Source organism: Thalassospiraceae bacterium LMO-SO8, from assembly GCA_031655335.1.
Classification (GTDB): domain Bacteria; phylum Pseudomonadota; class Alphaproteobacteria; order Rhodospirillales; family Casp-alpha2; genus UBA1479.
Window position 1 is genome coordinate 3,792,501 of record CP134226.1, and the last position, 24,401, is coordinate 3,816,901.

Here is a 24,401-nt window from a genome sequence, read left to right on the forward strand (position 1 = left end):
TTCTTCCCTGTGAACCTCACAGTAAACGACGAATTTGGGCGTCTAGTTCCAGAAGATCCGAGTCCTCTGCCCCCAGCGCCTCCAGGGTTTCCAGCAGCCGCACCAGATAATCATGATTGGTGCCGTAGCGGCCCACGGCCTTGCACATGATCTCGGCCATGGTTTCCCTGGGCAGGGGCGGCACGAAATGGGGATGGTCGGGGATCACGACGAAGGTCATCACCTGAACCGGGCCGTCGAGGCTTTCCGCCGTGATCCAGGTCGGCCGGTAGACGCCGGAATTCTGTTCCCGGTCCCACAGGCGCTTCAAATCTTCCGCCAGCACGTCTTCATCCAGTTCCAGAACCAGACCCTTGCAGGCCTGGCCCGGTTCCGGCACCAGACAGAGGCCCAGGCCCGGTTGGTCGTCAGTGCCGCGCGCGCGGGTCGACCAAATCTGAAAGCGGCGCTGGTGGTCGTGGACCGTCGCCGCGAAGGTCGAGGCGACGCAGCATTCCGGATTCCACATGAGCGAGCCGAAGGCGAACACCCGGAATGGTTCGCCCTTGGGCCGTTCGGCCAGGATGCGTTCGATCCCCGCCGCCTTCTGTTCCGGGGTCATCTTGATTTTGGGGCCACGGTTGGCCCAGGGATCGCTGCCGCCGGTCATAACTCGCCCGCGTTTTCCTTGGTCCGGTGGAAATGGATGCCGGGGGCGTTTTCCTGGGTATGGTTGAGGTGCCAGGCGTTGCGCGCCATGAACACGGGCGTGCCCTCGTGGTCCTCGGCCATGCTGGTACGGTTGGCGTCCATGAAGGCCTTCATGGCCTGCGGCGTGTCGGCATCGACCCAGCGCGCGGTATACAGCTCCGTCGGCTCGAAATGCACGGGCACGTCGTATTCCGTGCGGATGCGGTCGGCCAGCACGTCGAACTGCAACCCGCCGACCACGCCGACGATCCAGTCCGCCCCCATGGTCGGCTTGAACACCCGGCCGACGCCCTCTTCCGCCAATTGTTGCAGGGCCTTCCCCAGGTGCTTGGCGCGCATGGGGTCCGCCGGGCGGACCTTTTGCAGCAATTCAGGTGCGAAGTTGGGGATGCCGGTGAACACCAGGTCCTCGCCCTCGGTCAGGGCGTCGCCGATGCGCAGGTTGCCGTGGTTGGGGATGCCGATGATGTCGCCGGCCCAGGCTTCCTCGGCCAGTTCCCGGTCCTGGGCCAGGAACAACACGGGATTGTGGATGGTCAGGGTCTTTTGCGTGCGCACATGCTTCATCTTCATGCCGCGCGTGAACTTGCCCGAACAGATGCGCATGAAGGCGATGCGGTCGCGGTGCTTGGGGTCCATGTTCGCCTGGATCTTGAACACGAAGCCGGACACCTTGGTTTCCGCCGGATCGACGTCGCGGTCGCGGGTATGCTGCCGGCGCGGCGGCGGGGCCAGTTCGCCCAGGCCCTGCAACACCTCGCGCACCCCGAAGTTATTCAAGGCGCTGCCGAAATAAACCGGCGTCATATGTCCCTCGCGGTAGGCGTCGAGATTGAATTCCGGCAGCAGACCGCGCGCCATGTCGACCTCATCGCGCAGCTGCTTGACCGCGTGTTCCGGCAGCAGGGCGTCAAGACGCGGGTCGTCCAATCCCTCGCAGGCCTCGCCCTCGTCCGGCAGCTCGCCCTTGGAGCGCTCCAGCAGGACCAGGCGGTCCTTGAACAGGTCGTAGCAGCCCAGGAAGTTACGCCCCATGCCGATGGGCCAGCTGGCCGGCGTGACGTCCAGCGCCAGGGCCTGTTCGACCTCGTCCATCAGGTCGAAGGGGTCGCGGGCCTCGCGGTCCATCTTGTTGATGAAGGTGATGATCGGCACGTTGCGCAGGCGGCAGACCTCGAACAGCTTGCGCGTCTGGGTTTCGATCCCCTTAGCCGCGTCGATCACCATGACGGCGGAATCGACGGCGGTCAGCGTGCGGTAGGTATCCTCGGAAAAGTCCTCATGGCCCGGCGTGTCCAGCAGGTTGAAGGTCTTTTCCTGGTAGTCGAAGGTCATGACCGACGACGCGACCGAGATGCCGCGCTCCCGCTCCACCTTCATCCAGTCGGAGCGCGCGCGGCGGCGTTCGCCCCGCGCCTTGACGGCGCCGGCTTCCTGGATCGCGCCACCGAACAGCAAAAGCTTTTCCGTCAGCGTGGTCTTACCGGCATCGGGGTGCGAGATGATGGCGAAGGTCCGGCGGCGGGCCACCGATGGGGGCAGTTTGGGTTCAGTCGTCATGGGCCGTGTTTTATCCCAAGTCGCCGAATTCCACTAGAAATCCTTGGCCTCGCGGGTTGATTTTTCTAAGCTGAACATTAGGAAATCCGCCCGGCACCGGGCGGCAAGACAAAGGGAACAAACAAGATGACGGCAGAAGACGACCGCCGCAAGGAATCGGACCGGCGCGGCGACGACCGCCGCGCGCAGGAACGGCGCGACAGCGACCGCCGTCAGGCCGAGGACGGCCCGCCCCCGGGCCAGGATGACCGCCGCAAGGAAGAGCGCCGGGCAGCAGCACGGCGCAGCGCGCCCCGGCGCACGGGCCCTCGGCGCGATTGACCCGGTCAGCCCCCCGGCTTTAACCCAGGTGGCGCCACCAGGATTTCTGATTGATGGAAAATACCGGCTGGTAATGGCGGATCGATGACGCCTTGACCACCGTGCCGATCTGGTTGTCGAGCACGAGCGGTATGCGTTCTCCCGACTTGGCCGTCATGTAGACGACTAGGATCGCGTGCCCGACCTTGAGATTCAGGTCCTTCACCGCAACCACCCGCAGGTCGTTATCGTCCCAACCCAGCATGCGGAGCGACAGATACTTCATGATCGCGTAGTCCTCGCAATCGCCGAAGCGGGCCATGAATTCCTGCGGCGTGGCCCAGTAATCGTTCTGGCCCCAGTTGCTCTTGTCCTGAACGTAGGTCGCCTTGTTCATGCGTTCGTTGACCTGGCGCAACTGGTCCAGCTTGTTCAGGTCCTTGACGCTCTTCAGGAACTCGATCCATTCCGCGTTGCCGCAGATCTGCATCTGCCCGGGGCCGGGATAGCACTTCACCGGCGCGTTGCTTTTGCGGGCCTGGGTGAAGCGCTCAAGCGCCCCCAGCCACTTGGTGAAGGCCTTGAGGTCGTCGGACTGAACCTCGCTGGTGTTGAAGAAACTGGGTTGCGGCGAAGCGCTGAGCGCACCCACGGGCAGCGCCGCGACGGCGGCCGTCGCGACAAGCAGAACACCAATGCAACGCAGGATTTTCACTGTCTTTCTTTCACCCGGCATCCGTCGCTGAGCCAGCCCCGATTATATCGTGTCACGCGCAACCGGCCAACTTGGACGGCGCACAGCCTAGCCCTTTACGGAGCCGCGCCACCGTGATCCCGCTCACATGGGCGGAAAACGGCTTTGCTGCAAGGGGTTAAGTCTCTAATATGCCTCGAACGCGCGAGGGAAACCGCCCGTTGGGGAGCACCATGGCGGAAGCAGCCGAAACCAAATCGACCGATACCGAAACGCCCGCGGGCGAGCCAAAGCCAAAGAAGGCGAAGCGCGAATTCAACAAGGTCGCGCTGGCCATCCTGGCCGTCGCCGCCCTGGCGATCGCCGTATCCATCTATTTCACTCTGCAGTTCATCGACAAGGAACGCGACCGCGACCGCCTGAACTGGCAAGTCCGCCTGGGCATCGTCGCCGATTTCCGGGCCGCCGCAGTCAACCAGTGGGTCGAGGAACAGTTCGGCCATATGCGCGAACTGACGCAGAACGCCTCGCTACAGCTTTACTTGTCCGAAGCCTCCGCCGGTGCCAAGAAGGATGCCGCGGCCCCCGCTGGACAAGGCGGCGGCGTGACCGCCATCCCGTCCCTTGATTCCCTGAGCAGCGACCTGGGCACCGCCTTGTCGTCGGAACTGACGGACGGCAAGGACAAGGCCCCGGCCGAAGCGCCCTCGCCCGCCCTCGCCGACCCCCTGGATGCCCTCGATTCGACTGCCAGCAGTTCGGCTTCCGTCGGGTTCCTGCGCAACCTGCTGATCGCCACCGCCGAACGGTCGGGATTCAAGGCGCCGCCGCCCGTGGGCGAGATCGCCGCCAACATCGAACGGCCGGGCGTCGCCGGGATCGGCCTGATCGACACCAACCTGAACGCCATCGTCTCGACCCCCGACATGCCGCCCCTGAACAAGCGCATCCGCGATGCCGCGCGCCAGGCCCTGCAAGGCGATCCGGCGGTCATCGACATCTTCAAGGGGCCAACCAACGAGCCGACCATGGGTTTCGTGCTGCCGGTCTTCAAATTGCAGGAAGGCACCGGCGCCAAGGCCATCGGCGCCGTCATCGGCATCAAGATCGTCGACGAGGATCTGTTCAAGCGCCTGAAACAGCCAGGCGAACTATCCAAGACTTCGGAAAGCTTCATCGCCCGCAAGGTCGGCAACACGGTCGAATACCTGACCCCGCTGGCCGACGGAACCAAGGCCTTCGAACGCCAGATGGCCATGGACACGCCCGATCTGGCCGCCGCCTACGCACTGGAGAAAACGGGCGGATTCGCCCAGAAACGCGATTACGCGGGTACCGAGGTTCTCGTCACGTCGCGGTCCATCGCCAATGTGCCGAGTTGGGTTCTGGTCCGTAAAGTCACGACCGAGGAGGCCCTGGCGTCCACCGAAACCCGCCTGCGCACGACCTTGATCGTACTGCTGCTGATCATCGGCGGCGTCTCCGTGTCGTTCTTCGCCGTCTGGGCCCATGGGGCGTCGGTGCGCGCCAAACAGGCCATGGCCGACATGAAGGTGGCGCTCGAGCGTTTCTCCAACATGTCCAAGTTCATGAAGGTGGTAACCGACAGCCAGCCGACGGAGATCGTCGCCGTCGACGGCAACACCACCTATACCTTCGCCAACGCCCCGGCGGCCCGCGCGGCCGGGATCAGCGCCGAGGACATGATGGGCAAGTCCATGGCCAGCGTCATGGGCCCGGTGAAGGCGCAGCGCCTGGCCGAGATCAACAATGGCGTCCTGCGCACCTTCGAACGCGAACAACATATCTCGACCTTCACGGACCCGGACGCGGACCCGAACGACCTGGACGCCATTCACGTCATCAAATCGGACCATATTCCGCTGCGCGGCGACCGCGACTATCCGCCGGGCGTGTTGATGGTGCTGGAGGACATTTCCGAACTGTCCCGCGAACGGCGTCGGTCGGAACGCATGATGCGGCAGCTGATCGACACCCTGGTCAGCGTGGTCGATCGCCGCGACCCCTATTCCGCCAACCATTCGACCCGCACGGCCGAGGTCGCCCGCGAAATCGCCGAGGAAATGGGGCTCACGGATGTGGAAATCCACACCGTCGACATCGCCGGCAGCCTGATGAATCTGGGCAAGATCTTCGTGCCGCCCGAGGTTCTGACCAAGACCGGCAACCTGACGGACGAGGAACGGGAGCTTCTGGCCTCGACCTATCTTGTGACCGCCGACCTGCTGAAGGACGTGACCTTCGAAGGCCCGGTGGTCAAGACAGTCCTGCACATGGGCGAGCATTGGGACGGCACCGGCCGCTTCCACATCTCCGGCGACCGCATCATCCCGACGGCGCAGGTTCTGGCCGTCGCCAACGCCTTCGTCGGCATGGCGAGTGCCCGCGCCTGGCGGCCCGCCATGGAGTTTCGCAAGGTCATCGACATCCTGATGCAGGAAACCGGCAGCAAGTTCGATCACCGCCCGGTCAGCGCCCTGATGAATTTCCTGGAAAACCGGGGCGGCATGGAAAAATGGGAACACTTCCGCGATCCGCCGGCGTCGGACAAACCGGAACACTAGGCCGCGGCCCCCAAGGACCGCCCCCCACGATACAAAAGAGATACAAAAGAAAAGAGGCCGGACGCATGACGCGTCCGGCCTTTTCAGTTACCTGATCTAAGAGGGGTGTGGTCAGGTGTCGTCGATGTTCACGGTGAACCCGTCGTCGGTCTGCGTCACGGAATAACCTTCCGACGCATTGCCGTCGCCGTTGGTGTCGAGGTCGCTGTACTTGACGCCCTCCAGGGTCACGGACATGTCGTTGTTGCCCGCGAAGGAGATAACCGCGTCGCCTTCCTCGTTCTCCGAGAAGATCATATCGTTCATGTCGAACTGCTCGCCTTGGAACTCGAGCGTGTCCTGCAGCATGATGTCTTCGATGATGTCGTGGCCGCTATCGGCGTCGAAGATGAAGGTGTCCTGGCCGGAACCGCCGTTCAGCACGTCATTCCCGGCGCCGCCGAACAGAATGTCGTTACCCGAACCGCCTTCCAGATAATCGTCACCCAGGCCGCCGAACAGCTGGTCGTGGCCGGAACCGCCCTCGATCTCATCGTTGCCGGAACCGCCGTAGAGGACATCCTCGCCGTCGTTGCCTTTGATCTCGTCGTCGCCGGACCCGCCATGGACCGTGTCATGGCCCGAACCGCCCTCGATCTCGTCGTTGCCGGAACCGCCGTAGAGGACATCCTCGCCGTCGCCGCCTTCGATCTCGTCGTTGCCCGAACCGCCGTAGATGGTGTCGTGGCCCGAGCCGCCTTCGATGTCATCGTTGCCGGAACCGCCGTAGAGAACGTCCTGGCCGTCGTTGCCTTCGATCTCGTCGTCGCCGGACCCGCCGTAGATGGTGTCGTGGCCCGTGCCGCCTTCGATCTCGTCATTGCCGGCGCCGCCGTACAGCAGATCGTCACCGTCGTTGCCTTCGATCTCGTCGTTGCCGGAACCGCCTTGGATCTCGTCGTTACCGGTGCCGCCAAGGATGTCGTCGTTGCCGGAGCCGCCGAACAGCTGATCGTTGCCGTCGCCGCCCGAAAGATCATCGTTGCCGGAACCGCCGAAGAAGGTGTCGTTGCCCCAGCTGCCGGTCAGCTCATCGTTGCCGGCACCGCCGTACAGCGTATCGCCGCCGCCGCCAGTGTTGAGGTCGTCGTTCTTCGTGCTGCCGGCGAAGGTCTGGGCCTGATAGTTGCCGGTCCAATCATCGCTCGACGTGTCGCCACCGACCATTTCATCGTTGTTGTTGTCTTCGCCGTCCATGTCCAGGCCGTCGAAATCTTCCTCGACGGGAACGGGCTCCGGTTCCGGTTCGGGGGCGACAACCGCCGCCGCCGCGACCACAACGGCCGCCGACGTGGCCATGGAGTTATTGGACTGTTCCGTCGCCGTCGCCGTGAAGGACAGATCGAAGGCTTCGACTTCATCCTCGAAGGGAACCGAAAGGCTGAGCCCTTCCAGATCGCCGCCGGAAACCGTCCAGGTGCCGTCGCCGTTGTCCGTACCGGCGGACAGGCTGGCCCCTTCGGGCACGCCGCCGATGGTCACGGACAGGTTTTCCGAGCCGTCGGCATCGGCCAGACCGGCGACGATGTCGATGGGATACTCGGCCACGTCCGGCGTGCCGCCCTGGGTTTCGAAGCTGATCGAATTGATCAGGTAGTCGTCACCGCCGCTGGGGGCAGAGAACACGATCTGATCGAATCCGCCGTCGGCGCTGAGCGTCACCGGATCGTCGATCCCGTCCGTCACGCCGTTGACCGTGCCGGAGCCGACTTCGACACCGTCGCGGAACAGCTTGTAGGACGCCTGCTCGCTGGAGGCCAGCCAGGCGAAGGACACGTCGGCCGAGGACACATCGTCGTCGAAGGTGACGATCAGTTCTTCCGAAACGTCGTGATAGTTGCTGTAACCGATCTCGTTGCTGTCGCCCGACGCATTACCGGCGACGCCGAAGCCGAGCGGCGAGCCGTTGGTCGACACGTTGTCGGTGGACGCTTCGGACAGCGTTCCGTTCGAGTTGATGGTGCGGCCCGCGATCGAGAACCCGGCGTCGTTTTCGCCGAAGTTGGCCGTCGAAATCGTCACCGTCTCGGCGACCCCTTCCGTGCCCTCGGTGACGGTCGGCGCGCCGATCGTCACACTGGTGATCGTCGGCACGTCGGCCAGGGCCGACACGTCGATATCGATCGTCGAGGTGGAGGTCGTCGTCGCGCCGCCGTTGGCTTCCGTCGAAGTGGCGGAAACCGTCAGCTCGATATCGGCGTCCGAATTGGCCGGCGGCGTCAGGGACAGATTGTCCGGCACTACGCCGTCGGCGAAGGTGATTTCGCCGTTCTCGACCGTCAGCACCGTATCGCCCGACTTCAGAACGGCGCCGTCCGGAATGCCCGACAGCGTCACGCTGAGGGTTTCCGAGCCGTCCGTGTCCGTCAGGGCGGCGGCGATATTGAGCGCCACCGCGACGTCTTCCGTGGTCGGCGCCTGTTCGGTCACCGTCAGGGTCGGGGCCTCGGCCTCGGCGTCGTTGTTGATGTCGACGTTCAGGGTCGTCGACACGGTTTCCGACGCGCCGTCGCTTTCCGTGACCGTCGTCTCGACACCGATCTGGAAGCTTTCCAGCGGCTCGGCCGCGGCCGGCGTGCCTTCGACGACCAGGTTGTCGATCTTGTAGGCCTCGTCCGTCATATTCGTCTTGGACACCATGCGGATGACCAACTCATCGCCTTCCGGAATATTGTCCAAGGTGAAGGTATGCGAGCAGACGTCACCGCTTTCGACCATTAGTTCATGTTCGACGCCGTCGACCACCGCGATGACCTGGAAGAAGTCGGCATAGACGCCCTCGCTCTCCAGGTCGCCGTAGCTGCCCAGCTTAAAGCTGAAGGACACGTCGTCCTGGCCGGAGATGTCGATCGGGGCGGAATTCCACTGCATCACGCCGTCGTCGTTGTCGTAGGCATCCGTATCGGACTTCGAGAACACGTAGCCGCCGTAGCCGACACCGTGGTTCTGCGCATCCGCCTGAGACGCATCGGTCGAGAACCCGTTATCGCCGCCGGCGCTGGTCGCACCGTATGACAGATTGTCGAAGTTCTGCGAATAGAGGGTTTGCGGCTCGCCGCCACCTTCGCCCTCGACCGTTTCCGGCAGGCTGATGGTCAGGCCGTCCAGGTCGTCGCCGGACAGGGTCCAATTGCCGGTGCCTTCGTCGAAGGTCCCGTGGTTCAGGGTCGCCCCTTCGGGGATACCCGTCAGGGTCACGCTGACCGTTTCCGAGCCGTCCAGGTCCGTCAGACCGACAGAGATGTCGAGCGGCAGTTCCGTGCCCGACTGGCCGGCCGCATCATTGGCCGCGACCGTGAAGTCGTCGACCACGCCGGTCACGTCCACGTCGAGGGTCGCCGTGGTGGTCGCCGTGGCGCCGCCGTTGGATTCCGTCGAGGTCACGGAAACGGTGATCTGGAAGTCGTCATTGGAATTGGGCGCCGGAGTCACCTCCAGATCGACCAAGTCCGACAATTCGACCGACCAATCGCCGGTGGCTTCGTCCAGAGTGCCGTGGTTCAGGGTCGCCCCCGCCGGAATGCCCGACAAGGTGATCGAGGAGATTTCCTCCGATCCGTCCAGGTCGGTCAGGAAGGCGGTGATGTCCAGCGCAATCGGCGTGTCTTCCGAACCCGCGGCATCGGACACGGTCACCGTCGGCGCCGAGGCATCGTCTTCCGCCGCGACCGTCACCAACAGGTTCGCTTCGGTCGAGGAATAGCTGACCGCTCCCGTGTCGGGATCCGTATCGGCGGCCGTGGCCGTGATCTCCAGATTGAAGTCCTCGACCGGCGCGGCGGCGGTTGTGGTCGTGCCTTCGACCGACAGGTTGTCCATCTTGTAGACTTCGTCGCCGCCCGTGGTCCGCACTTCCATCTTGATGACCAGGGAGTCGCCCTGGGGGATGTCGTCCAAGGTGATGGTCGACCAGTTATCCAACTCACCGTTATGGGTCATCAATTCATGTTCGACGCCGTCGACCACGGCGATGACCTTGAAGTAATCGGCGGCGTGACCGCTCGTCTCCATGTCGCCGTAGCCCTTCATGTTGAAGGAGAAGGACACGTCTTCCTGGCCCGAGATGTCAATCGCGGCACTCGACCAGGTCGAGATATCGCCGCCCGTCGGGTTCTGGAATTCGAACCGATCGTTGTCGACCGCCGTGCGGTCGTCGTTGCCCGAGTAACCACCCGTGGAGGTAAATCCATTGTCGCCGCCGGCGGCGATGGTGCCGTCCGAAAGGCTGTTGAAGTTCTGCGAATAGAGCGTCGAGGTCGTGCTTTCGCCGCTCGGCAGAGTCATGGTCAGATCCTGCAAGTCGTCGCCGGACAGGGTCCAGGACCCATCACCGTTGTTCTGCCCACCGCTCAGCGTCACGCCTTCCGGCACGCCGGAGATGGTCACGGTCAGGTCTTCCGACCCGTCCAGGTCGCCCAACTGCGCGGAAATGTCGAGCGGCACGGTGGTCGCGCCTTCGTCGAACGTCGCATCGGAAACATCCAGGGCCACCGTATCCGCGATGGCCGCCACGGCGACGTTGATCGTGCCCGTGGTGGTCGAGGTATCCCCGCCCGCCTCTTCCGTCGACGTCGCGGAAACCGTGATGTCGAAGTCGGCGCCGGAATTGGTTGGCGGCTGGATCGTCAGGTTTTCCGGGACCACGCCGTCGGCGAAAGTGATTTCACCGTTTTCGACCGCCAGCACCGTATCGCCGGATTTCAGCACGGCGCCATCGGGAATGCCCGACAGGGTGATGCTGAGGGATTCCGAACCGTCCGTATCGGTCAGGGCCGCCGCGATGTCGAGCGGGATGGTCCCGTCCTCGACACCCGCGGCGTCGGAGACGGTCAGCGACGGGTCCGAGGCTTCACTGTCGAACACCGGCACGTCCACACCGACGCTGGTCGACACGGTGGCCGTGTCGCCGTCGGCTTCCGTCGCCGTCGCCGTGACCTGAAGGTCGAAGTCTTCCGAGCCCGCGGGCACCGTCAGGGTGATGCCCTGAAGCTGCGTGCTGGTCAACTCGATGCCGCTGGTCGGGCTGGTGATGGTGAATTCGGTTCCGTCCGCGAGCGTCACGACGGCACCGGCGGGCATCCCGCTGAGCGTCGCCGACAGGCTTTCCGAACCGTCGATATCCACCAGCGCCGCATTGATGTTCAGCGGGTACTCGACGAATTCCGGGCCACCCGTGCCGGGCTGCGTGGCGACCGTTTCGACATTGATGTTGATGTCGTTGAAGTCGTTGTCGCCGCCGCCGGCCAGGTCTTCCCAATTCTGGTTGCCGGGCTGATTGGTGTCCTGAGTGTAGTCGAAATTGCCTTCGTTGAGCGTCGGGTCGTCGAACAGCACCGGGTCGCCCTGGCCGGACAGAACCTGGCCGTTGGGACCGACCACATGCCAGTTGCCGTCCTGGCCCTGGGTGAAGGTCACGTTCATGCCGTCGGACAGATTGTTGTTCAGATCGTCGCCGTTCGGGATGATGAAGAAGCCGATGTCTTCCGGATCGACGCCGTCCAGGGTGAACGTGTCGCCCACGCTGTCCTTCACGTCGGCCCAGATAATCTGGCCCGACTGGGGCGCGCCGTCCTCGCCAATGACATAGTAGCCATAGGTGTTGTGGTAACCGGCCTGACCTTGGGCCGCGTTGGTGATCGTCACGCTGCCCGGCACCTCTTCCGAGCCGCCCGCCGGCACGCCGGCGCCCAGGTCGACCGTCAGGGTCGGGGCATCGGCGTCGCCGGTCACGGCGACGTTCAGGGTCGAGGTAACGGTCGACTGGTCGCCCGTGGAGGATTCCGTCGACGTCGCCGAAACGGTCAGCGCGAAGTCTTCGTCGGAGTTGTCCGGCGCCTGAATGGTCAGGTTATCGGGCACCACGCCGTCTTCGAAGGTGATCTCGCCGTTTTCAACCACCAGCACCGTGTCGCCGGATTTCAGCACGGCGCCGTCGGGAATGCCCGACAGGGTGATGCTGAGGGATTCCGAACCGTCCGTGTCGGTCAGGGCGGCGGAGATGTCCAGCGGAATGGGCTGGTCTTCCGTGCCGGCCGCGTCAGTCAGGTTCAGGCTCGGGTCGGAGGCGGTGTCGTCCACGGTCACGCCGACCGAGGTCGAAACGCTGGCCGTATCGCCGTCATCTTCCGTCGAGGTCGCGGTGACGGACAGACCGAAGGATTCCGCCGTGCTCGGCACGGTCAGGGTCAGGTCCGCCAGATCGCTCGGGTCGAGCGTCCAGCTGCCGTCCTCATTCTGCTCGCCGGCAGACAGGACCGCCCCTTCGGGCAGGCCCGAAACCGTGATCGACAGGGTTTCGGAGCCGTCGATATCCTGCAACTCGGAGGTGATGTCCAACGGATAGGTCACCACGGACTCGCCACCGGAGTTGTAGTTCGGCAGAAGGTCGGCGTTGCCGCGATATTCGCCGTCACCGAAGGCGATGGTTTCGATGTTGTTGACGGTCAGCGTCTGCCCCGTGTCCAGATCGATGATCTGGGTATTGATCAGGCCGCTGGCGCTCTCGGTGTAGTTCTGGAACTGATAGTGATCGGAGGACTTGCCGAGGATCAGCACGTCTTCCTGGCCGCTACCGTTGACGTTCGTGTTGCCGCCGATATCGCCGTTGATGACGACCATATCGTTGCCTTCACCCATGTTGAAGTTGGTGCCGCCGGCCGTGTTGCCGTTGACCACCACGATGTCGCCACCGGTCTTCATGTTGAAATTTTCGTTCTGGTTCAGGTTGCGATCGACCAGGAAGGTATCGTTGCCGGTGGTCCCGTGATGGGTCTGCTCGTTGCTGCCGGTCACGTCGATGGCACCGCTGGTGTCGATGACGAACCCGGCGCCTTCGCCGCCGCCCGTGGTGCCCGGGGTGCCCTCACCCAGGGTCACGGACAGGGTCGGCAGGTCGGCGACGCCCGTGACGTTGACGTTCAACGCCGACGACGTGGTCGACGTGGAACCGTCCGATTCCGTCGAGGTCGCCGTCACCGTCAGGTTGAAATCTTCGTTGGAGTCATCCGGCGGCGTGATGGTCAGGCCCGCCAGATCCGACGGATCGATGTCATAGCTGGTGTTGCCTTCCGACGCCGTGAACTCGGTGCCGTTGGCAAGCGTCAGCGTGGCCCCTTCCGGGATGTCGGAAATCGTCACGCTGAGAACTTCCGAGGCGTCCGTCAGGCCGGCATCGATGTTCAGCGCAATGGCCGCGTCCTCATCGCCCGCCGCATTGTCGAGCACCAAGGTCGGCGCATCCGCTTCCGGATCGACGCTGACGGTCATGGCGCCTTCGACCGAACTGGTCGTCACCGCGCCCGTGTCCGGATCGGTGTCGAGCGACGTCGCGACCACGTTCAGGGAGAAGTCCTCATCGGAATTTTCCGGCGGCGTGATGGTCAGGCCGTCAAGCTGGTCACCGGCGAACAGGAAGGTGGTGTTTTCCGGCGTCGCCGTGAAGGACGAGCCGTCCGCCAGGGTCAGCACCGCGCCCGGGGGGACGTCGGAAATGGTGACGCTGAGAACTTCCGAGCCGTCCGTGTCGGTCAGTCCGGCCGCGATGTTCAGCGGGATCGCCGTATCTTCGCCGCCGGTGACGCTGCCGACGGTAAGGCTCGGCACGTCGGCCACGGCATCGACACCCACGTTGATGGTGCCGGTCGCCGGTTCGGATGTGCTGTCGCCGTCCGTGGTCACCACGGAAACGTCGAGCTGGAAGTCCGCGCCGCTGTCTGCGGGCGCCTTGATCTGCAGGCCGGCAAGGTCCGCTTCGCTCAGCACCGCGACGCCGTCGGTCACATTGATCGGACCGTTGGCGTTGGACAGCACCGCACCCTGCGGAATGCCGGACAGGGTGATCTGCGCCGTTTCGCTTTCGTCCGCCTTGTCGATGGTGATCGGCAGAGCAATGGCCGTGTCTTCGTCGCCCTGGGCCGCGCCCAAGGTAACCGTCGCACCGTCGGCGCCGCCGCTCACATCGACACTGATCGTGCCGGTCGCGGTTTCGGACATATCGCCCTCGTCCGTGGTCGTCGCCGACACGGTGATGTCGAAGTTGCCCGCGAAGTCGGCCGGCGGCGTGATTTCCAAGCCGTCCAGTTCGCCCTCACCCAGGGTCACGGAGCCGTTGACGATTTCAAGGGGCTCGCCGTTACGAGTCAGCACCGCGCCTTCGGGAATGTTGGACAGGGTGACGGACAGGGTTTCCGAACCGTCGGTATCCAGTTCCGTCACATCGATGGTCAGCGGAATGGCCGTGTCTTCGGCGCCGGAGGCCGTCGTATCGGTCACCTGGGCGCCGTCGGCGATGCCCTGCACGGTTACATCGAGGGTGGCCGGTGCCGAGGTCGCCGTGGTCACCGCACCGGTTTCCGGATCGGTTTCCGTGGCCGTGGCGGTGATCGTCAGCTGGAAATCGTCGCTGCTGTCGGCCAATGGCGTGATGGTCAGGCCTTCCAGCTGCGCCGGCGTCAAGGTGACGCTGTTGCTGGTTTCCGAAGCGGTGAAGGTCAAGCCGCCCGGCAGGGTCAGGGTCGCACCAGCCGGAATGCCGGAGATCGTGACCCCCGTCACCTCGCCGTTGATGTCCTGGGCCGCCGCGTCGGCGTCGATGTTCAACGCGATGGCGGTGTCTTCGTCACCCGCCGCCGCATCCACGGTCACCGTCGGGGCATCGACCTGCGACGCAACGGATACGCCGAGCGCAACCGGCGTAGACGTCACCGTCGTCACCGTACCCGTTTCCGGATCGGTTTCCTGGGCTGTCGCAGAAACCTGCAACGTGAAGTCTGTATCGAAGTCTTCCGGCAGGGAGACTGTCAGGCCGTCCACGTCTGCCGCATCGACCGTCCATTCGCCGGTCTCGGCATTGAAGGAACCGGCGGAGAGCGTGGCACCCTCGGGCACGCCCGAAATGGTCACCGACACGACTTCACCGTTGATGTCTTCGGCGGCCGCGGCCGGATCGATATCCAGCGCGATGGGACCGCCGTCTTCCGTGCCGGAAGCGTTGCTGACGTCAACCGTCGGGGCATCGGCCACGGCGTCGACCGCGACCGCCAGGGATACGGGCGCACTGGTCGCGGAAGACGTTTCGCCGGTTTCCGGATCGATTTCCTCCGCCGTAGCGGTGACGGTGAGCGAGAAATCTTCGTCAAAATCTTCCGGCAGGGAGATGGACAGGCCTTCGACCATCTCCGGCGTCAGACTGACGGAGGTATTGCCTTCCGTCGCCGTGAACTGGAAGCCGCCGCCCAGGTTCAGGGTGGCGCCGACCGGGATGTCGGACACGGTCACGGAGACCACTTCGCCGTTGATGTCACTGGCTGCCGCTTCGGCGTCGATATTCAGCGGAATGGCGCCGCCGTCTTCGATACCAGACGCCGCATCGACCGTCACGGTCGGCGCATCGACTTGCGCCGCGACCGACACGTCGAGCGCAACCGGCGCGGAAGTCGCCGTGGTCACCGCACCCGTTTCCGGATCGGTTTCCTGGGCCGTGGCGGAAACTTGCAGCGAGAAGTCCGTGTCGAAGTCTTCCGGCAGGGAGACCGTAAGGCCTTCCACGTCCGCCGCCGCAACCGTCCATTCGCCCGTGTCAGCGTTGAACGTACCGGCGGACAGCGTCGCGCCCTCGGGCACGCCGGCGATCGTCACGGAGACGACTTCGCCGTTGATGTCCTCGGCCGCCGCGTCGGCGTCGATGTTCAGGGCAATCGGGCCGCCGTCTTCCACGCCGGATGCATCCTGGGTCGCGACCGTCGGGGCATCGGCCTGGGCCACCACCTCGACATTCAGAGGAACCGGCGTGCTGGTTGCCGTGGTGATGGCACCCGTATCCGGATCACGTTCCTGGGCCGTGGCTGAGACTTGCAGCGAGAAGTTCTCGTCGAAATCTTCCGGCAGGTCGATGGACAGATTTTCGACCATGGCCGGGGTCAGGTTGACGGACGTGTTGCCTTCCGTCGCCGTGAACTGGAAGCCACCGCCCAGGTTCAGGACGGCGCCGACCGGGATGTCGGAGATGGTGAACCCGGTCACTTCGCCCTGTACGTCCTCGGCTGCTGCCGCGGCGTCGATGTTGAGCGGGATGGCCGCGCCGTCTTCAAGGCCAGAGGCCGCATCGACGGTCATCGTCGGGGCATCGGCCTGCGATGCGACCGAAACGTCGATGGTCGCCGTCTGGACCGCCGTGTCGCCGCCGTCCGCTTCCGTCGAGGTCGCGGTCACGGTCAGCTGGAAGTCTTCGCCGCTGTCGGCGCCTGGGGTGACGGACAGACCGTCGAGGTCGCCCGAGGACAGAGTCCAGGTGCCGTCTTCGTTCTTCGTGCCAGCGGACAGCGTGGCGTCCGCGGGCACGCCAGAGATGGTGATGCTGAGGCTTTCCGAGCCATCCACATCGGTCAGGGACGAGGCGATGTCGAGCGCGATCGGGCCGCCGTCTTCCGCGCCGGAAACGGCGCTGTCGACCGTCAGGGCCGGCACGTCGGCGACGCCGTCGACGCCGACGCTGATCGTGCCGGTCGCGGGATCGGAGACCGAAACACCGTCCGTCGTGACGACGGAAACACCGACGTTGAAATCCGCATCGCTGTCGGCCGGCGGCGTGATCTGCAGGCCGGCAAGGTCCGCTTCGGTCAGCACCGCGATGCCGTCGACCACGGAAATCGGACCGCTGGCGTTGGACAGGATCGCCCCTTCCGGAATACCGGAAAGCGTGATTTCGGCGGTTTCACTGTCATCGGCCTTGTCGATGGTGATCGGCAGGGCGATGCCCGTGTCTTCGTCGCCCGAGATATCGGCCACGTTCAGGGCCGCGCCATCAGCCTGCCCCGCCACATCGACGGAGATCGAGCCGAGCGCCGCTTCGGACACATCGCCTTCGTCCGTGGTCGTCGCCGACACGGCGATGTCGAAGGCACCGGAGAAATCGGCCGGCGGCAGGACCGCCAGTCCGTCCAATTCGCCCTCGGCCAGGGTCACCGTGCCGTCTTCGTTGACCGCAACCGGCTCGCCATTGCGCAGGATGACCGCGCCCTCGGGGATGTTCGACAACGTGACGGAAAGGGATTCCGAGCCGTCCGTGTCCAGTTCCGACACATCGACCGAGAACGGAATGGCCGTGTCCTCGACACCGGAAGCCGCGGTATCGGTCACCTGGGCGCCGTCGGCGACACCCTGAACGGTCACGTCGAGGGTGCCCGTCGAAGTGGCGGTGGAGTCACCGTCCCTGGAAGTGGCCGTCACGGACAACTGGAAGTCGTCCGCGCTGTCGGTCGGCGGAGTGATGTAGATCTGGCCGCCGATCAGGCCTGCCGGAATTTCCGCGACACCGTCGACCACATTCACCGGAACCTGTTGTCCGCCCGAATTGGTGATGGTCAGCGTGGCGTTATCGGGAATGCCGGAGATACTGAGGCTGAGCGCTTCCGAACCATCCGGCAGGGTCGCCGAAATATCCAGCGGGATCGCCGTGTCTTCGTTGCCTGTCGCATCGTTTAGGTCCAGCTCGGGGGCGTCGGCCACGCCGCTCACGTCGATGGACACGGTGCCCAGTGCCGCTTCCGACACGTCGCCCTCGTCCGTCGTGGTGGCCGAGACGGTCAGGTCGAGATCGCCCGAGAAATCGGCCGGCGGCGTGATCGCCAAGCCGTCGAGTTCGCCTTCGGCCAGGGTCACCTGGCCGTTGACGATTTCAAGCGCTTCGCCGTTGCGGGTGATGACCGCTCCTTCGGGGATGTTCGACAGCGTCACGGAAAGCGTTTCCGAGCCGTCCGTGTCCAACTCCGACACGTCGACCGTGAACGGAATGGCCGTATCTTCGGTGCCGCTGGCCGCGGTGTCCGTCACCTGGGCGCCGTCGGCCACGCCTTGGACGGTGACGTCCAGGGCGACCGGATCGGAGGTCGCCGTGGTGACCTCACCCGTATCCGGGTCCGTTTCCGTCGCCGTCGCCGTGACGGTCAGCTGGAAGTCGTCGGCGCTGTCGGCCAGCGGCGTAATGGTCAGACCTTCAAGCTGCGCCGGGGTCAGAGAGACGGTCGAATTGGCGTCCGTCGCCGTGAAGGTCAGGCCGCCCGGCAGATTCAGGGTCGCGCCCACGGGGATGCCCGAGATCGTCACCGAGGTCACCTCTCCCTGGAGGTCCTGGCCGGCGACGGCCGGATCGATATCCAGCGCGATGGCGGTGTCTTCGTTGCCGGAAGCCGCTTCGACATCGACCGTCGGCGCATCGACCTGGGCGACGACGGAAACGTCAAGCGCGACCGGGGTGGAAGTCGCCGTGGTGATCTCGCCCGTGTCGGGATCCGTTTCCTGCGCCGTGGCGGAAACTTGCAGCGAGAAGTCCGTGTCGAAGTCTTCCGGCAAGGAGACCGTGAGGCCTTCCACGTCCGCCGCTGCGACCGTCCATTCACCCGTCTCGGCGTTGAACGTACCTGCGGACAGCGCCGCACCCTCGGGCACGCCGGTAATCGTCACGGAGACAACCTCGCCGTTGATGTCCTCGGCAGCGGCCTGCGGATCGATGTTGAGCGCGATCGGGCCGCCGTCTTCCAGACCGGACGCGGCATCGACGGTGACCGTCGGCGCATCGGCCTGAGCGATGATGTTCAACGGCACGTCGATGGGCGCGGACGTTTCGTAATCGACGGCGCCCGTTTCCGGATCGGTCTGCGAGGCCGTGGCCGAAACCTGTAGCGTGAAGTTCTCGTCGAAGTCTTCCGGCAGGTTGAGCTTCACATCGCCCAGGTCTGCGGCTTCGATGGTGAAGGTACCGTCGGTGTTTTCGGTGAAGGGGCCGGACAAAGTCACCCCTTCCGGCAGGCCACCGATGGTGAAGGAGGCGATTTCCTCGCCCGGCTCCACAGTCACGGCGCCGAACAGGGCGCCGACGTCGATGGCCCCGGCATCTTCGTTGAAGGTCAGGGCATCCGCCCCGGCGGCGGTCACCACGGGCGCTTCCGCGTCGGGGGCCACGGTGACGTTCAGAACCTGTTCGCTGGTCGTGGTCTGGGCCACGCCGTCCACGGTCGCCACGGACTGGGAGGTGGCGCTGACGGTGATCTGCATGTCTTCCGCGCTGTTGGGCGGCGGCAGGATGGCCAGGCCTTCGGGCACCACGCCGTCGGAGAAGGTGATGGCGCCGTCGACAACGTCAAGCGGTACGCCGTCCACACTCAGCACCGCCCCTTCGGGAATGCCGGACAGGGTCACGCTGAGAGTCTCGGTTCCGTCGGCGACGCCGTCGGCCAGGGAGGCGCTGATCGGCAGGGCGACCGGCACGTCTTCGACCGTGCTGGTGTCGACCGCCGACACGTCCAGGTCGGGCATGGCCGCGTTCAGCAGGTCCTCGACCGTGATGGTCAGGTCGCCGAACTGCAGAACCTCGACGTCGATCAGGGTGTCGTTGCCGTCGAGGTCGCTGCCACCGACGCTCAGTTCGCCGCTGTCGCTGTCCAGATTGACGGTGAATTCCTCGAAATTGTCTTCGAACACGGCGGTATCCGTGCCGTCGCCGCCGATGATTGTGTCATCGCCGCCGCCGCCGGTGAACGTATCGTCGCCAAGACCGCCGGCCAGCACGTTGTCGCCGTCGGAACCGACGATGATGTCGTCTCCGGCGCCGCCGATCACGTTCTCGATGCTGACAAGGGTATCGAGATCGTCGCCGACCGTCGCTTCGCCTTCGCCGAGGTCGATGTACAGCGGTGAATCCGGATCCAGAGCCGAGAAATCGACCGTATCGATGCCGTCGCCGCCATCCAGCAGATCACTGCCGGCGCCGCCGATGAGAATGTCGTTTCCGGCCTCGCCGAAAATGGCGTCGTCGCCGTCGGTGCCGGTGATGGTGTCGTCGCCCTCGCCCGCGTAGACGACCGCATCGTCATCCATCTGGAACGTATCGCCGCCGCCGGTCAGGACGTCGCGGTTGACGTCAACATCGATGGTCGCGGTCTGGGTCGCCGTGTCACCGTCCGCTTCCGTCGAGGTCGCGGCCACGGTCAACTGAAAATCGGTGTCATAGTCGTCGGCGACGCTGACGGACAGCCCCTCCAGTTCCTGGGGCGTCAGGGTCCAGGTATCGGTCTCGGCGTCGTAGGTGCCGGCGCTGAGCGTGGCACCGGCGGGCACGCCGGAAATGGACACAGAAAGAGTCTCGGAGCCGTCGGTATCCGTCAGGGCAGAGGCGATATCCAGCGGGATCGCATCGCCGCGGAACCCGGTTCCCTCAACCGCCGAACCCACTTCCAGCGCCGGCACATCGGCGACACCATCGACACCGACGGTGATCGTGCCGGTCGTCGGCTCGGATGTGCTGTCGCCGTCCATGGTGACGACGGAAACGCCGATGGGCATATCCGCGTCGCTGTTGGCCGGCGGGGTGATCTGCAACCCTTCCAGATCGGCTTCGCTGAGGACAACAGTGCCGTCTTCGTTGACGATGATCGGACCATTGGCGTTGGCCAGAACGGCCCCCTCAGGAATACCGGAAAGCGTGATTTCGGCGGTTTCGCTGTCATCGGCCTTGTCGATGGAGATCGGCAAGGCGATGGCCGTGTCTTCGTCGCCCGCAGCCGTATCGAAATTCAGGGCAGCCCCATCGGCAACGCCGGAAACATCGATGGAGATCGAGCCGAGCGCCGTTTCCGACACGTCGCCCTCGTCCGTCGTCGTCGCCGAGACGGTCAGATCGAGGTTGCCCGAGAAATCGGCCGGCGGCAGAATCGCCAGCCCCTCCAGCTCGCCCTCACTCAAGGTCACCTGACCGTCAACGATTTCAAGAACTTCGCCGTTGCGCGTGATGACCGCGCCCTCGGGGATGTTCGACAGCGTCACGGAAAGCGTTTCCGAGCCGTCCGTGTCCAACTCCGACACGTCGACCGTGAACGGAATCGCGGTGTCCTCGGTGCCCGTGGCAACCGTGTCGCCCACCTGCGCGCCATCGGCGACGCCTTGGACGGTCACGTCCAAGGTGACGGGATCGGAGGTCGCCGTGGTGACCTCGCCCGTGTCCGGATCGGTTTCGGTGGCCGTCGCCGTTACCGTCAGCTGGAAGTCGTCGGCACTATCGGCCAGCGGCGTGATGGTCAGGCCTTCAAGCTGCGCCGGCGTCAGCGTTACGCTCGAATTTGCATCCGTCGCCGTGAACGACAGGCCACCCGGCAGATTCAGGGTGGCGCCCACGGGGATACCCGAAATCGTCACCCCAGTGACTTCGCCATTGATGTCTTCGGCTGCGGCCTGCGGATCGATGTTCAGCGGAATGGCCGTATCTTCGGCCCCAGAAGCGGCGGTGGCGCCGACCGTCGGCGCATCGACCTGGGCGACGACGGAAACGTCAAGCGCGACCGGGGTGGAAGTCGCCGTGGTCACCGCACCCGTTTCCGGATCGGTTTCCTGGGCGGTGGCGGAAACTTGCAGCGAGAAGTCCGTGTCGAAATCTTCCGGCAAGGAGACCGTGAGGCCGTCCACATCCGCCGCGTCGACCGTCCATTCACCCGTGTCGGCGTTGAACGTACCGGCGGAAAGCGTCGCACCCTCGGGCACGCCCGTGATGGTCACGGAGACGACTTCGCCGTTGATGTCCTCGGCAGCGGCCTGCGGATCGATGTTGAGCGCGATCGGGCCGCCGTCTTCCAGACCGGACGCGGCATCGACGGTGACCGTCGGCGCATCGGCCTGGGACGCAACGGCAACGTCGATGGTCGCGGTCTGGGTCGCCGTGTCACCGTCCGCTTCCGTCGAGGTCGCGGTCACGGTCAATGCAAAGTCGACGCCGCTGTCCGCGGCCGGGGTTACGGTCAAGCCCTGCAACTGCGACGGCGACAGATCGACCGAGGTATTGCCCTCGGACGCCGTGAAGGAAATGCCGTTGGCCAGCGTAATGGTCGCACCCGGCGGAATATCGGAAATGGTCACGCTGAGGGTTTCCGAGCCGTCCGTATCGGTCAGCGCGGACGAAATATCGAGGGCGATCGGGCCGCCGTCTTCGACGCCGGACAGGGAACTATCGACGCTCAAGGTCGGGACATCCGCCACGCCGTCAACACCGACGGTGATCGTGCCGGTCGTCGGCTCGGACGTGCTGTCGCCGTCGATGGTGACGACGGAAACGCCGATGGACATGTCCGCATCGCTGTTGGCGGGCGGAGTGATCTGCAAGCCTTCCAGATCGGCCTCGCTGAGAACCACCGTACCGTCTTCGTTGACCGTGATCGGACCGTTGGCATTGGACAACGTGGCGCCTTGCGGGATGCCGGACAAAGTAATCTCGGCCGTTTCGCTGTCATCCGCCTTGTCGATGGTAACCGGCAGGGCGATGGCCGTGTCTTCGTTGCCGCTGACATCACCCAATACAAGGGTCGCGCCGTCGGCCAAATTGGCCGGATCAACAACCAGGGACTGCGGAGCCAGCGTCACACTGTCGCCGTCCGTCTCCGTCGTCGTCGCCGTGACGCTGAGGGTGAATTCGTCCTCGCCGACCGGAACGATGGTCAGCCCGGAAAGCTGTTCCGGCGTCAAGGTAATGCTGGTGTTGCCGTCCGTCGCCGTGAAGGTCAGGCCGCCGCCCAGATTGAGGGTCGCCCCGACCGGAATGTCACTGATCGTGACGCTGACGGTTTCGCTGCCGTCGGTGTCCGGCGTCGTCGCGGTGATGTTCAACGGCACCGCGCCTGACACTTCGTCGCCGACCGACATGGTCAACGTCGGCGCGTCGGCGACACCCGTCACGTCGACGCTGATGGTGCCTGTGGTCGCGTTGGAGATCACCCCGCCTTCGATCGTGGTCGCGGACACACCGATATTGAAGCTGCCGGAATAGTTTTCCGGCGGCGTGATGTTCAGGCCGGAGATCTGGGCCTCGGTCAAAATCGCCGTGCCGCCGGTTACCTGGATTTCAGCGCCATTGCTGCGCAGGACAGAACCCTCGGGAATTCCGGTCAAGGTCACCGACAGGGTGTCGTTCGCATCGACCTTGTTGACCGTCAACGGCAGACTGATCGCACCGTCTTCGGAACCGCTTCCAGCGCCTGCATTGACTGAGGCACCGTCGCCGACGAAGACCTGTTCGGTCTCGCTCGAGTTATTTGACGAAGTGCCCGTGCTGGTCCCGGGCGTCGTGTTGTTTGCGGGGGGGGTGTTCTCACCCACTCCCGTATCCTGGGTATTCGGGGCGAAGGGATCGATTTCGGTCGTAACGTCGGTGAAGTCTTCCTGAAAGCCCTGTTGACCGCCGGCCTGGGTATCCAGGTTGTTCAGATCCTCGGCCGAGGGTTGATCCGTCAGTTCGGGCTGCGCATCGACTTCCGGCGTCGGCTGCTGGGTCTCGTCCTGGTTGCCGCCGGCGGCGGTTTCCGTGTTCGCCAGTTCCTCGGCGGACGGCTGATCGTCCTGCTGCCCCTGTTCCTGGTTGGTGCCCTGTTCGATGTCTTCCTGCAAACCGAAGTGGTTACCCGAAGTGCGCTCGCCGTCGGTGGACTCGACCGGCAGGTGCTTCAAGGTGGTGGCGTGGCGTTCGACGATGTCGTCGTCGCTCATGTGGCCGCGCTGGGAAGCCTGGGAATCGTAGCTCGGGATGGAGACGAAGTCCCCACCCTGGTTCATCACGACTTGGCCGCTATTGTTCTCGATCACGACTTCGCCGACGAAACCGTCCGCTTCCTGCATCAGGACGACCTGCATGTCGCCCTCGCCCGCCGGCGGGATTTCGATACCGACCTGGGTGCCGCGGATACCGATGGTGGCGACCGGGGTATCGATCTTCATGGCGTCGGGATCGGTCTTGGCGACCTGACCGGACACGAAGGTGAACACGCCCTGAACCACGGACACGTTGAGAGAGCCGTTCTGGGTCGCCGGGTCGTAGACCATCTCGTCCAGGACCATCGAGCTGGCTTCCCCCATGGAGAAGGTGGTTTCGTCGGCGAGGAGCACGCCGATGGCACCCTTGGGGCCGGTTTCGATGCTGTCGCCCTGGTAAACCTGGTCCCCGGCCTGGAGCTGGACGCGGGTCCCGTCGGCGCGGGTCACCCAGACCTCGCCGCTCAGCGTCTTGACCGTGCCGATCGGCGCACCGTCGGTGCCGCCGATCACCTGACTGCCGGAAGCGGCGTCGGCGAACTGCTGGATCGTGGAGGAATTGGTGCTGTCGGGCGTGCCCGTGAGCTGGACCACCATGTCGCCGGAAAGGTTGGCGCCATCGGCGGAGGCGAGCTGCGGCGGCTGGGCCTGCTCGTAATAGTTCTCGACCGTGACCTTCGACCCGTCGGGGAAGGTCAGGACAAGGTCGGAACCATCGACCGCGAACTCGGCTTCGGATACGGAAAGACCCTCGGGCAGGGTCAAGACATCAGCGCCAGACGCCGACAGGGTGTGGGTCTGGGGGGTGCCACCAGGGGTCTGGGTGGTCTCGGCCATTTTGTCGAACTCCTAACGGATGGCTGCTCCAACATGCCATCACGGAGCCCAAGTCGTTGTTGTTTTTCTTTTTATTTGTAAGCGCAGATATACGCTTCTGGCAGGGTTATGTCAAAATCTCGATGAGCCGGCTG

General features: G+C 64.6%; 6 protein-coding genes. 2 read left to right on the forward strand and 4 right to left on the reverse strand.

The genetic code is table 11. From position 1 onward, the window contains the following. Positions 1-16: 16 nt before the first annotated feature. On the reverse strand, positions 17-649 hold the full coding sequence (locus RJ527_18405; protein ID WND75979.1) for a gamma-glutamylcyclotransferase: 633 nt from the start codon (positions 647-649) through the stop codon (positions 17-19). Continuing rightward, entirely contained in the window at positions 646-2,250 is a 1,605-nt protein-coding gene (locus RJ527_18410; protein WND75980.1) for a peptide chain release factor 3, read from the reverse strand. Before RJ527_18410 ends, RJ527_18405 begins: the two co-directional genes overlap by 4 nt. A gap of 126 nt (positions 2,251-2,376) precedes the next feature. Here RJ527_18410 and RJ527_18415 point away from each other — a divergent pair, with 126 nt between their 5' ends. After that, on the forward strand, positions 2,377-2,571 hold the full coding sequence (locus tag RJ527_18415) for a hypothetical protein (protein WND75981.1): 195 nt from the start codon (positions 2,377-2,379) through the stop codon (positions 2,569-2,571). 19 nt (positions 2,572-2,590) lie between these two features. On the opposite strand, the gene RJ527_18420 is transcribed toward RJ527_18415, so the two are convergent. After that, entirely contained in the window at positions 2,591-3,265 is a 675-nt protein-coding gene (locus RJ527_18420; protein WND75982.1) for a transglutaminase-like cysteine peptidase, read from the reverse strand. Positions 3,266-3,477: 212 nt separating this feature from the next. Between RJ527_18420 and RJ527_18425 the strand changes: the two genes are divergently transcribed. After that, entirely contained in the window at positions 3,478-5,829 is a 2,352-nt protein-coding gene (locus RJ527_18425) for a PAS domain-containing protein (GenBank protein WND75983.1), read from the forward strand. A 111-nt stretch (positions 5,830-5,940) separates the two neighbouring features. Here RJ527_18425 and RJ527_18430 read toward each other — a convergent pair whose 3' ends face one another. Next, the gene (locus RJ527_18430) at positions 5,941-24,267 is read right to left on the reverse strand and encodes a FecR domain-containing protein (protein WND75984.1); all 18,327 of its coding nucleotides are present in this window, start codon (positions 24,265-24,267) and stop codon (positions 5,941-5,943) included. Between the last annotated feature and the right edge of the window lie 134 nt (positions 24,268-24,401).

Coding starts and splice junctions, on each gene's coding strand:
- RJ527_18405 (WND75979.1), bottom strand. CDS start 649: ATGACCGGCGGCAGCGATCCCTGGGCCAACCGTGGCCCCAAAATCAAG.
- RJ527_18410 (WND75980.1), bottom strand. CDS start 2,250: ATGACGACTGAACCCAAACTGCCCCCATCGGTGGCCCGCCGCCGGACC.
- RJ527_18415 (WND75981.1), top strand. CDS start 2,377: ATGACGGCAGAAGACGACCGCCGCAAGGAATCGGACCGGCGCGGCGAC.
- RJ527_18425 (WND75983.1), top strand. CDS start 3,478: ATGGCGGAAGCAGCCGAAACCAAATCGACCGATACCGAAACGCCCGCG.
- RJ527_18430 (WND75984.1), bottom strand. CDS start 24,267: ATGGCCGAGACCACCCAGACCCCTGGTGGCACCCCCCAGACCCACACC.